Below are 9,663 nucleotides of genomic sequence, written 5' to 3'. Positions count from 1 at the left end.
CCGTACTCGACTGAAGACCGGGCTGTCTCCCCGTTTCCGCGAGCGGAGAGCAGTTCGTGCGGTGTGTGGACCCAGATAGTCTCGGCCTCTCGCCGGGCGTGTCACAGCGAACCCGGTCTTTATCGAGTCTGGGTGACACTATCGTGTATGGCTCCGTCACAACCACAGAACGGCCTCGCCGACACGCTGGAGAGCGGTGACGCCGCGCTGGGTCTGCTGGACAACACGTATAGCTCGACGCTCGTGGAGTTCTGCGGCGACCTCGGACTCGATTTCGTCTGGCTCGACTTAGAACACGGCGGGCCGGATCCGTGGGACGCGGCCGCGATGGAGGACCTGCTCCGTGCGGCCGAACGGACGGGTATCGAACTCCTCGTTCGGTTGCCCGATACGGACCCGACGCTGGTCCGGAAGGTGCTGGACCTCGGCGTCAGGAACGTCTTCTTACCGCGCGTCGAGACGGCTGCGGAGGTCCGCGAAGCCGTCGAATCGGCGCGGTTCCGATACGACGGCGGGCCGGGGAAGCGGGGGCTGGGCGCGCCGCGGGCCCGTCGCTGGGGGCTCGCCGATGACTACGCCGCCACCGAAGACGCGGAGACGCTCGTCGGAACGACCGTCGAGACCGAGGCCGCCGTCGACGACCTCTCGGAGATACTCGCCGTCCCCGAACTGGGGTTCGTCTTCGTCGGGCCGCTTGACCTCTCCGTGTCACTCGGGCACCCCGGCGAACTCGACCACCCGGACGTACAGGAGACCGTCGAGAGGGTCCGTGCGGCTGCCATCGACGCGGGGATCCCGGTTGGCGGTCTCGGCTTCGGGATGGACGACGTCAACGAGAAGGTGGCCGACGGCTACCAGCTACTGAACCTCGGGAGCACCACCGGTGCGCTCAAACAGACCGTCGACGGGTGGTTCGATGCATACGAGGGGGAGCGTCCGAGACGGGCGTGACCGACCCGTCGCCGCTCGGTGTGGCCAGTTCCATGGGATTCTCTCGCTAACAGCGAGCACACTGTTTTCGCGACCGTGTCGGTTATTTTTGGGCCCTCGATACGCTCTCGAAGGCGTTTTCGATACGGTCACAACGCGCGTCGGGTGCCGATTAGTCGGCAAATAAGCAACCCATACCACGGAGTAAGGGGCGACATGGCAGACTCGAAATTGGGAGTGGAGACGTCACGTAGGGCTAGTGCGACGGTGGTCATAGTCGGACTCGTCGTCGGTGCCCTCCTCCTCGCGACCGGTGGTATCGTCGCCGTCGGCTTCAGTCCGTTCGGTGGTGGGGACGACACTCAGACCCAGCCCACCGCGACACCGAACGGGGCCACGCCGAGCGAGAACCACGTCCGACCGTTCACCATCGACGTTCGGAACATCGAGAAGTGCGGCAATACGTGCCGGGACGTCACGGTCAAGATAACGAACAACGGCGGAAACCCGCGTGAGAACATTTCGGTCACGACGACCATCTACACGGGGGACAGTTCGGTCTGGGAGGGCGAGGAGTCCGTGGGGACGCTCGGCCCGGACGAGTCGTCGACCAAAACCAAGCGCATCGACGTCGGGTTCGTCGGTGGGGCGAAGATAAAGCAGAACGACGGCAAGATACGGATCGAGACAGTCGTTCACTGGGACGGCGGATCGGCGACGTTCAGCGAGCGACGCGACGTCGCCTGACTACTGTCGCACGAGGGGGCCACGCGCACCGGGTCCGGCGGTGTTGTGGTCCCCGTTAATTTCGTTTTAATCGTCTCGCTCGAATTTATCCATCCGATAGACGATCGAATCCAACCATCTAGCAACCGGGCTTGCCGTCGGTAATACGCACCCGAGTCTGGTCTCCACCATTGCAACGGCGTCGTCGATTCAGCTGTCAGCACACCGAGTGACGGTCGTGGCTGTGGCGTGACGAAAAGCGGCTACGACGCGTCTTCGTCGCTCTCGACGTCGATGTGGTGGGCCTCTCGTTCGGACTGGTCGTCGCTGCCCAGCAGTTTCTTTCGCACGTCGTCGGCGAACGATTCCACCTGATTCCGGAGGGTGCCGACCTCCTGTTCGAACTCCTCGACCGACCGCTCGACGTAGTGGACCCGCTCTCGCGGAATCCGCCGGACGACGTCACGGTCGGCGTCCTCGTCGGTCTTGAGTATCCAGTGGTCCTGAAAGTACGCGACGTGTTCGTTCTGGACGACCCGTTCGACGGTGCCGTCCTCGGGCGTTTCGTACACTATCGTCGCCGTACCGAGGTCGTCGTCGACCATGTCTCGGGTTTGGGGTCGACATCGGTTATGTCCTGTGCCTGACGACGAATAAACTTTCAACCGGTGGTTGTTTCTCCTTTCGAAGCCCCCTTCCAGTGTCCCCCTGTATGGCGTGCGATGCCAGCGACGAACCGCGTCTATCGGTTGGCGCACAGACCCGAGGGAACACCGACTCACGACGCCTTCGACCGCTCCGAGGAGTCCGTCCCGGACCCCGGCCCGGGCGAGGCACTCGTCCGGACGCTGTATCTCTCTGTCGACCCCTATATGCGTGACCGGATGCGCGCAGGCGAGTCGTACGCCGAGCCGTGGGACGTGGGCGACGCGCTCCGCGGGGCCGTCGTCGGCGAAGTCGTCGAATCGAACGGTGCGGGGTTCGAAGTCGGCGACGTGGTCACCGGGGAACTCGAATGGGCCGACTACGCCACCGCTCCGGGGACGGAACTGACGCAGATCGACCCCGACGTCGCCCCGCTCTCGACGCGACTGGGTGTCCTCGGGATGCCCGGCCTGACCGCGTACTTCGGCACGCGCGAGGTGGCCCAGCCGTCGGCTGGCGAGACGTTCGTCGTCACCGGCGCGGCGGGCGCCGTCGGGTCGGTCGCCGGCCAACTCGCCAAACTGCAGGGCGCCCGCGTCGTCGGCTTCGCTGGCTCCGACGAGAAAATCGCGTTCGTCGAGGACGAACTGGGCTTCGACGCCTGCATCAACTACCAGACGACCGACGACTACCGGGCGGCGCTCGACGAGGCCGCGCCGGGCGGCGTCGACGCCTACTTCGACAACGTCGGCGGCGAGATAACCGACGCCGTGTTCACGCGCCTGAACGTCGACGCGTCCGTCGCCGTCTGCGGGCAGATCTCGATGTACAACGACGAGGAACCGCCCGCCGGACCGCGGAAACTCGGGCAACTCATCCAGACGCGAGCCACCGTCGAAGGCTTTCTCGTACGCGACTTCCAGCCGCGATTCGAGCAGGCGGCCAAACAGCTCGGGCGCTGGGTCGGCGCGGGCGACGTCGCCTACCGCGAGACTGTCACCGAGGGACTGGAGAACGCCCCGGACGCCTTCCTCGGCCTGTTCGAGGGCGAGAACATCGGGAAGCAACTCGTGCAGGTCGCCGAGCGCGACGGCGGTCAGTAGTCGTAGACGGCGGCGGCGATACCGGCCGTCTGTCCGACGTTCGTCAGCGCGAGTCCGGCGAGGACGAACGCCGAGAGCGGCGCGAGGACGCCGGCGGTGTACGCGACGGCACCCCCGGCGCTCAGGGCCGCGCCGACGGTGTAGACGCGCGGGTGCCGGTCGATGTGTAGGCCCGTGTACGCGAGACCGGCCGCGGGGACGAGCATCCACCCGACGACGGTCGCCGTCAACAGCGGGTCGAGCGTCGGGTCGGCCAGCAGGCCGGCGGTCCCGACGAGCGTGACGACGAGGCCGACCAGCAGGACCCGTCGCCACGCCAGCAGGATGCCGTCGGTCATCTCGCGCCACGAGAGGCCGGTGAACGCGGCGATGATCGCGTCCATGACGAGGTGTGCGATGAGGACGGTCCGGAGTGTCAGCAGGTCCAGATGGGCCGCGGTGGCGAACGTCCACGCCAGCGGCACCAGCACCACCGGCCCGTTCTCCCGAAGTCGACGAAGCATATCCGAGGGTCGGGGCCGACCCACAAGAACGGTATGCCTACGTGACCCGCTCGAGTTCGACGACGAAGTGGGCGCCGCCGTCCTCGTCGGCCAACCAGATGTCGCCGTCGAACCGTTCGACGAGCGTCTCGACGAGGTAGAGCCCACCAGGTGTCTCGCCCGCGCGGGGGGAGAAAACGTTCTCGCGCTGGGCCGGCGGTATGCCGGGTCCGTCGTCGACGACGTGGAGTCGGACCGTCTCGCCGCTCCGCTCGATAGTGACCTCGACGGTGGGGTGGCCGCCGTTGTGTTCGATGGCGTTCTCTACGAGGTTCTTTACGACTGGGCGGACCGCCTCGTTCGCGTAGACGACCGCGCTGTCCGGCGAGTCGACGGTAATCGTCGCGTCGTAGGTGGCCCGAGCGCCGTCGACGACGTCCGCAACGACGCCGACGAGGTCGATGTGTTCGAACGCCGATTCGGTCGAGAGTGTCGCCGCGACCGCGCCGGCGTTGTCCACCAGTTGGGCTATCTCTGCGACCTGTTCGCGGATGGCGCGTGCGGCCGCCCGCGTCGATTCGTCGTCGGCGTCGGTCGCCAACAGCCCCGCGCGGCCGTCGATGACGGTCAGACTGTTCGTGATGTCGTGACGCAGGAGGTCGTTGACGAACGTCAGGGTGTGTATCGCTCTGGCCGCGCGGTCTGCGTCTTGACGTGCCTGACTCGCGAAGTAGCCGGCGATGGCGCCCGCGACAGCGCCCGTGTCGGCGGCCAGCAACATGATGAACACCGGTTCGGCGACGATTCGCCCCTCGGTTTCGCGGATGAGGATGCTCAGGCCGATGACGACCGCAAACAGCAGGCAGCCGGCCAGACTCCAGACGAACACCGTCCAGATTCGCCCCATCGGGAGGTCGGCCCGGACGAGGCGGTAACTGCCGTATACGAGCGTCAGCGGAACGAGTCCGTCGAGCGCGAACGAGACGACCGGCCCGCTCGACACGCTCAGGGAACTCGTCTCGAAGCCGAGATGCCACACTGCGGCGACCCCGTACAGCACGACGCCCAGACCAGCGAGTAGCCACGGCGCAGTCTGGTATACCCCCCTCCGGTCCATGCCCGACGTAACCTCAGGAATCCTATAGTTGTTGTGAACGATCGGCGCCGCTCGGCGTCGAAATCCCGCGTCCTCGATGGGTAGACCCGCTGTTTAGCGCCGTCGGTGGCCGTACCGGAACTGTTATCCGTGGCCCCGGTCACAGTTCGAGTGCAATGGCGAAAGGAACGGTTGATTTCTTCAACGACACTGGCGGTTACGGTTTTATCGAAACTGAGGACGCGGACGAGGACGTTTTCTTCCACATGGAGGACGTTGGCGGTCCGGACCTCGAAGAAGGACAGGAACTCGAATTCGACATCGAAGAAGCAGACAAGGGTCCGCGAGCGACCAACGTTACACGGCTCTAACAATGGCGAAAGGCAAAGTCGATTTCTTCAACGACACGGGCGGGTACGGTTTCATCGAGACGGACGACGCAGACGAGGACGTTTTCTTCCACATGGAAGACGTCGGCGGTCCTGACCTCGAAGAAGGACAGGAAGTCGAGTTCGACATCGAGCAAGCGGACAAGGGTCCGCGAGCGACCAACGTCACGAGGCTCTAACGATGGCGAAAGGCAAAGTCGATTTCTTCAACGACACGGGCGGGTACGGTTTCATCGAGACGGACGACGCAGACGAGGACGTTTTCTTCCACATGGAAGACGTCGGCGGTCCTGACCTCGAAGAGGGACAGGAAGTCGAGTTCGACATCGAGCAAGCGGACAAGGGTCCGCGAGCGACGAACCTCGAACGACTGTAAGACGGGTTCTGTCTTCAGTCAGCACTACGCTCGTTCGTGAGCGGCCGCTCCGGCGGTCGAACGTCGCCGGCTACGACTCGGTGAGCGGCGCTGCCGACCGATAGACGAGTGCCATCGGCAGTCCCGCCGTGTCCGTCGGTGGGTCCGCCGGCAGGGTCCGAAGCTTTCCCTCACCCGGCCGGACGGTGTAGGCAAGCACCACGGCGTCGAGGACGTCGGCGACTGTCACGTCGTGGCCAGCGGTCGCCTCGGCGGCGTTCTGGACCAGCGGTGGGGCATCGCGGTCGTAGTGGGCCAGCGTCCGCATCCGTTCGGCGTACCCGCCGGCGGTCTCCCGGTCGTATTCCAGTGGCTCGCCGGCGAACGCGCGGAAGCAGACCTCGGGATGGCTCTCACGGACGACGGCGGCGGCCTCGGGCACCTCTCGGAGGAGCTCGTCACACATCGCGATGCCCTCTCTGGCCTCGAAGGCCGCTTCCGAGAGGGGGGCATCGCTCTTGCGCTCGTGGACGCGATTTGCCGTTGAGTACCGCCGCTTCCGTGTCGCCTCTCGCACCGGCGGGTCGAAGACGGCGGCTCGCCGTGGCCCAAGTACCGACCGCGCGAGGGCGTCACAGCGCCGGACGGGGTCGCCGGACTCCACGAGACCGACGGGGACGTCGACCAGTATCTGACTGGCCGTCTCCTCGTAGCGGCTCCAGCAGTCCCCGATGCCCTCGAACACTGCGGTGTGGTCGTAGCCGTCGGCGTCGAACGCGACGGCCAGCCATGACTCGCCGCTCCAGTGGACGCCGACGTGCAGTTGCCCAGCCATCGGTGGGTATCGGTGATGGGGGCACAAAGGTCTGACCCGCTCGTGTCGGGTGGCTCACTCCTCGGATCCGACGAACACCGTCCGCAGACGCGCCCCGCAGTGGGGACAGCACAGGGTATGCCACCCGTCTAAGTCGCCGAACGTCCCCGACACGTCGGCCTCGGCGCGGGCGACCGTTCGCCCGCAGGTGTCGCAGTCGAACCGTGCGTCGGTCATCGGTCGGAGTAGGTCGTCGCCGGTGAAAAGCGACCCGCCGGGACGCTTTTTCCCGTCGCACCCGAGCAGTCACCCATGGACGGCGTCGTACTGGCTGCTGGCGAGGGGACGCGGATGCGCCCGCTCACGGCTGACCGGCCGAAGGGACTCGTCGACGTCGCGGGACAGCCGCTCGTCTCGTACGCCTTCGACGCGCTGGTGTCGGTCGGCGTGGATCGACTGGTGGTCGTCGTCGGCTACCGTGGCGAGGACGTGGTCGACCACTACGGCGACAGCTATCGCGGGACGCCCATCGTGTACGTCCGGCAGGACGAGCGACTGGGCACCGCTCACGCGCTGCAACAGGCGCTGTCGGTGGCCGATCCGCCACTGGTCGTGATGAACGGCGACAACGTCTGCCGGGCGAACCTCGACGCGGTGGTCCGGCGTCACCGTGTGACCGACGCGGCCGCGACGCTGCTGATCGAATCCGTCTCGCGAGAGCAGGCCCGGCAGACCGGCGTCGTCGAGACGGGGGCCGAGGGCCGCGTCACCGGCCTCGTCGAGAAACCAGACGACCCGCCGTCGACGCTGGTCACGCGGGGGTTCTACGCCTTCGACGACGCCATCGGCCCCGCTATCGACGAGGTCGCGCCGTCGGCCCGCGGCGAGTACGAACTGGCCGACGCCGTCGACCGCCTCGTCCGGACGGGTCACCGCGTCGAGACCGTCGAACTGGAGGGATGGTGTCGGAACGTCAACGACCCCGAGGACCGCGCGGCAGTGACCGAACGGTTGCCGTAGCAGTCGCTCGGGGAGCGAGAACGGAGAGTGAGGGTGGTGTGGCCGGGTTACCCTTCCATCCCGCTGAACGACAGACCACCTTCGATGTACCGCTGTGCGAAGAGGTACACGAGCATGATGGGCGTCGCGAAGGTGAGCGCGAAGGCGGAGAAGCGCGCCCACGGGATGGAGTACTCGCCGACCAGCGAGTACAGGCCGACCGGCAGGGTGTAGTTCTCCGTGCCCAGCAGCGTCTGGGCGACGACGAACTCGGTCCACCCGGTCAGGAAGATGAAGATGAACACCGTCGCCAGTCCGGCGGCGGACATCGGGAGGATAACCTCCGTGACCACGCGCCACGGCGGCGCGCCGTCGACGACGGCGGCCTCCTCGTAGGAGACCGGGATGCCGTCCATGTAGGTCTTCAGCAGCCACGTGTTGAACGGCACGGCCGTCGCGGCGTAGTACACCGCCAGTGCCAGTTTGCTGTCGTTGATACCGAACTGCACGTAGATGGCGTACATCCCGATGAGCAGGGCGACGCCGAGGCCGCCACCGACCTGCGTCATCAGCACGTAGAGGAACAGCACCTTCCGGCGCAGGAGGAACTCCTGCCGGGAGAGTGCGTACGCCGCCGGGATGATGAGCGACATCGCGATGAGCACCGTCGGGATGGCGACGGTGACGCTGTTCCAGAGGAACTTCTTGAAGCTCGACGGCCGGTCGATGCCGTAGTTGGCGGCGTCGAGTATCGTGATTTCCGGCGTGTTGAACACGACGGCGAGGTCCGTCAGCGGGATGCTGAGCGAGATGGCGTACCCCGGGACGATGAGGTCGCCGATCACCCAGATGAACGGTTTCAGGGTTGGGTTGGCCGGAACTAGCCTGAAACTCTCTGAGGTGTAAAGCGACGCCCCGCTGCCCGACAGCGCAGCCATCAGGATCCAGTAGATGGGAAAGAGGAGCACGAGCACCATCACCGTCGCGAGTATCGTCGAGACGGCGACTTTCACGACTTCCGAGGCCGGCACTTCGCCGCGCTGGACGGCCTCGACGGTGTACTTCCAGTTCCGAAGCGTGTCGACGGGTGTCGTCGCGACGTTCTTCGCGTCCTCCGAGAGCTTTCGCCCGATGTTGGCGAGGAGTCCCATCAGTCGTTCACCCCGTCAGCCAGCCGTCCTTTCTTGACGTTGAGCCACATGAACGCACCGATGAAGACGAGTGCGACGATGCTGATGGCGGCCCCGCGACCGTACTCCTGGAACTGGAGCGCTTCCCGATAGCCGTAGACGATCAGCAGTTCGTTCGCCCGAGCGGGCCCTCCCTCGTTGAAGACGAAGGGGATGAGGAACTGCTGGAACGACGCGGCCGAGGTCAGGATGGTCGCGAACAGTACCGGTCGTTTGATAGAGGGGAGCGTGACGTGGAGGAACCGGGAGACGAAGCCAGCGCCGTCGACGACGGCGGCCTCGTGGAGTTCCTCGGAGACGTCCTGCAGTGCGCTCACGGTGATGATGACCATGAACGGGTACGCGAGCCACGCTTCCGTGATGTTGTACGCCATGAACGCGGTCCAGCGACCCGAGAGCCACGCGACCGGTTCGAAGCCGAACCCGGTGAGGAACTGGTTCATCAGTCCGAACTCCGCGGAACTGAAGATGCCCCGCCACACCGTGATGGTGAAGATGGGGGGCAGCCCCATCGGGAAGATGATGAACGAGCGCAGGAACCGCTTCCCGCGAACGAGGTCGCTGGTGACCACCAGCGCGATGGAGAGGCTGGTGAGGATCTTCAGCACCACGCTCGTCGCCACGAACAGCCACGTGATACCGAAGGAGTTCCAGAACTGCGGGTCGGTTAGGATGTTGGCGTAGTTCTTGAGGCCGACGAACGTCGCGTCACCGAACGTCAGGATGGAGACGACGCCTTCGCCGGCAAAGAGGTTCGCCGGTTCGGCGTTGGTGAAGGATATCCCGACGAGGTAGACGACAGGAAACAGCATGAACGCAGAGAAGATGAACAGGCCGGGGAGCACCAGCAGTAGCGATGCGTCTCCACGACTGAGGAACGGCACCTTCTCGACGCGGTTCGCGACGCGTGTTGCCGTACTCATGTTGGTCAGGT

14 protein-coding genes are annotated in these 9,663 nt (G+C 65.6%); 7 read left to right on the top strand and 7 right to left on the bottom strand.

The genetic code is table 11. The annotated features are described in order from the left end of the window. The first annotated feature begins 147 nt into the window (after window positions 1-147). Both IEY28_RS14920 and IEY28_RS14915 read left to right on the top strand, forming a co-directional pair. The gene (locus IEY28_RS14920) at window positions 148-951 is read left to right on the top strand and encodes an HpcH/HpaI aldolase family protein (protein ID WP_188999423.1); all 804 of its coding nucleotides are present in this window, start codon (window positions 148-150) and stop codon (window positions 949-951) included. Between the two features lie 246 nt (window positions 952-1,197). Continuing rightward, window positions 1,198-1,677 (top strand): hypothetical protein, encoded by a 480-nt coding sequence (locus tag IEY28_RS14915; protein ID WP_188999418.1) that lies wholly within the window; start codon window positions 1,198-1,200, stop codon window positions 1,675-1,677. Window positions 1,678-1,919: 242 nt separating this feature from the next. Here the strand turns inward: IEY28_RS14915 and IEY28_RS14910 are convergent, their stop codons facing one another. Next, window positions 1,920-2,261, bottom strand: coding sequence for a hypothetical protein (locus IEY28_RS14910; protein WP_166968114.1), 342 nt, complete (start codon window positions 2,259-2,261; stop codon window positions 1,920-1,922). Window positions 2,262-2,378: 117 nt separating this feature from the next. Here IEY28_RS14910 and IEY28_RS14905 point away from each other — a divergent pair, with 117 nt between their 5' ends. Beyond that, entirely contained in the window at window positions 2,379-3,404 is a 1,026-nt protein-coding gene (locus IEY28_RS14905; RefSeq protein WP_188999415.1) for an NADP-dependent oxidoreductase, read from the top strand. Here the strand turns inward: IEY28_RS14905 and IEY28_RS14900 are convergent. Continuing rightward, complete coding sequence (locus tag IEY28_RS14900) at window positions 3,398-3,907, bottom strand: hypothetical protein (protein ID WP_188999413.1); 510 nt, start codon at window positions 3,905-3,907, stop codon at window positions 3,398-3,400. The genes IEY28_RS14905 and IEY28_RS14900 overlap by 7 nt on opposite strands. A gap of 37 nt (window positions 3,908-3,944) precedes the next feature. Beyond that, window positions 3,945-5,003 (bottom strand): ATP-binding protein, encoded by a 1,059-nt coding sequence (locus IEY28_RS14895; protein ID WP_188999410.1) that lies wholly within the window; start codon window positions 5,001-5,003, stop codon window positions 3,945-3,947. 155 nt (window positions 5,004-5,158) lie between these two features. Here IEY28_RS14895 and IEY28_RS14890 point away from each other — a divergent pair, with 155 nt between their 5' ends. The 3 genes from IEY28_RS14890 to IEY28_RS14880 are packed head-to-tail and all read left to right on the top strand — an operon-like array spanning window position 5,159 to window position 5,747. Further along, entirely contained in the window at window positions 5,159-5,353 is a 195-nt protein-coding gene (locus IEY28_RS14890; protein ID WP_166968122.1) for a cold-shock protein, read from the top strand. 2 nt (window positions 5,354-5,355) lie between these two features. Next, window positions 5,356-5,550 carry a cold-shock protein gene (locus IEY28_RS14885; RefSeq protein WP_166968124.1) on the top strand — a complete coding sequence of 65 codons (195 nt, stop codon included), beginning with the start codon at window positions 5,356-5,358 and terminating at the stop codon, window positions 5,548-5,550. Between the two features lie 2 nt (window positions 5,551-5,552). Next, window positions 5,553-5,747 (top strand): cold-shock protein, encoded by a 195-nt coding sequence (locus tag IEY28_RS14880; RefSeq protein ID WP_166968126.1) that lies wholly within the window; start codon window positions 5,553-5,555, stop codon window positions 5,745-5,747. 70 nt (window positions 5,748-5,817) lie between these two features. On the opposite strand, the gene IEY28_RS14875 is transcribed toward IEY28_RS14880, so the two are convergent. Together IEY28_RS14875 and IEY28_RS14870 are read right to left on the bottom strand one after the other, a co-directional pair. Continuing rightward, window positions 5,818-6,561 carry a DUF429 domain-containing protein gene (locus tag IEY28_RS14875; RefSeq protein WP_188999406.1) on the bottom strand — a complete coding sequence of 248 codons (744 nt, stop codon included), beginning with the start codon at window positions 6,559-6,561 and terminating at the stop codon, window positions 5,818-5,820. A gap of 54 nt (window positions 6,562-6,615) precedes the next feature. Continuing rightward, entirely contained in the window at window positions 6,616-6,777 is a 162-nt protein-coding gene (locus tag IEY28_RS14870) for a hypothetical protein (protein ID WP_188999404.1), read from the bottom strand. 75 nt (window positions 6,778-6,852) lie between these two features. Between IEY28_RS14870 and IEY28_RS14865 the strand changes: the two genes are divergently transcribed. Then, complete coding sequence (locus IEY28_RS14865; RefSeq protein ID WP_188999402.1) at window positions 6,853-7,560, top strand: nucleotidyltransferase family protein; 708 nt, start codon at window positions 6,853-6,855, stop codon at window positions 7,558-7,560. A gap of 47 nt (window positions 7,561-7,607) precedes the next feature. Here the strand turns inward: IEY28_RS14865 and IEY28_RS14860 are convergent, their stop codons facing one another. Together IEY28_RS14860 and IEY28_RS14855 are read right to left on the bottom strand one after the other, a co-directional pair. Next, window positions 7,608-8,690, bottom strand: coding sequence for a sugar ABC transporter permease (locus IEY28_RS14860; protein WP_188999399.1), 1,083 nt, complete (start codon window positions 8,688-8,690; stop codon window positions 7,608-7,610). Beyond that, complete coding sequence (locus IEY28_RS14855; RefSeq protein ID WP_188999397.1) at window positions 8,690-9,652, bottom strand: carbohydrate ABC transporter permease; 963 nt, start codon at window positions 9,650-9,652, stop codon at window positions 8,690-8,692. Before IEY28_RS14855 ends, IEY28_RS14860 begins: the two co-directional genes overlap by 1 nt. Window positions 9,653-9,663 lie beyond the last annotated feature (11 nt).

This window comes from Haloarcula pellucida (assembly GCF_014647235.1).
Lineage (GTDB): Archaea > Halobacteriota > Halobacteria > Halobacteriales > Haloarculaceae > Haloarcula > Haloarcula pellucida.
This window is presented reverse-complemented; position numbering and strand designations above follow the sequence as displayed.

Bases quoted from the DNA above. Each gene is read 5' to 3' on its own strand.
- IEY28_RS14920 (WP_188999423.1), top strand. From the start codon at position 148: ATGGCTCCGTCACAACCACAGAACGGCCTCGCCGACACGCTGGAGAGC.
- IEY28_RS14910 (WP_166968114.1), bottom strand. From the start codon at position 2,261: ATGGTCGACGACGACCTCGGTACGGCGACGATAGTGTACGAAACGCCC.
- IEY28_RS14905 (WP_188999415.1), top strand. From the start codon at position 2,379: ATGCCAGCGACGAACCGCGTCTATCGGTTGGCGCACAGACCCGAGGGA.
- IEY28_RS14900 (WP_188999413.1), bottom strand. From the start codon at position 3,907: ATGCTTCGTCGACTTCGGGAGAACGGGCCGGTGGTGCTGGTGCCGCTG.
- IEY28_RS14895 (WP_188999410.1), bottom strand. From the start codon at position 5,003: ATGGACCGGAGGGGGGTATACCAGACTGCGCCGTGGCTACTCGCTGGT.
- IEY28_RS14890 (WP_166968122.1), top strand. From the start codon at position 5,159: ATGGCGAAAGGAACGGTTGATTTCTTCAACGACACTGGCGGTTACGGT.
- IEY28_RS14885 (WP_166968124.1), top strand. From the start codon at position 5,356: ATGGCGAAAGGCAAAGTCGATTTCTTCAACGACACGGGCGGGTACGGT.
- IEY28_RS14880 (WP_166968126.1), top strand. From the start codon at position 5,553: ATGGCGAAAGGCAAAGTCGATTTCTTCAACGACACGGGCGGGTACGGT.
- IEY28_RS14875 (WP_188999406.1), bottom strand. From the start codon at position 6,561: ATGGCTGGGCAACTGCACGTCGGCGTCCACTGGAGCGGCGAGTCATGG.
- IEY28_RS14870 (WP_188999404.1), bottom strand. From the start codon at position 6,777: ATGACCGACGCACGGTTCGACTGCGACACCTGCGGGCGAACGGTCGCC.
- IEY28_RS14865 (WP_188999402.1), top strand. From the start codon at position 6,853: ATGGACGGCGTCGTACTGGCTGCTGGCGAGGGGACGCGGATGCGCCCG.
- IEY28_RS14860 (WP_188999399.1), bottom strand. From the start codon at position 8,690: ATGGGACTCCTCGCCAACATCGGGCGAAAGCTCTCGGAGGACGCGAAG.
- IEY28_RS14855 (WP_188999397.1), bottom strand. From the start codon at position 9,652: ATGAGTACGGCAACACGCGTCGCGAACCGCGTCGAGAAGGTGCCGTTC.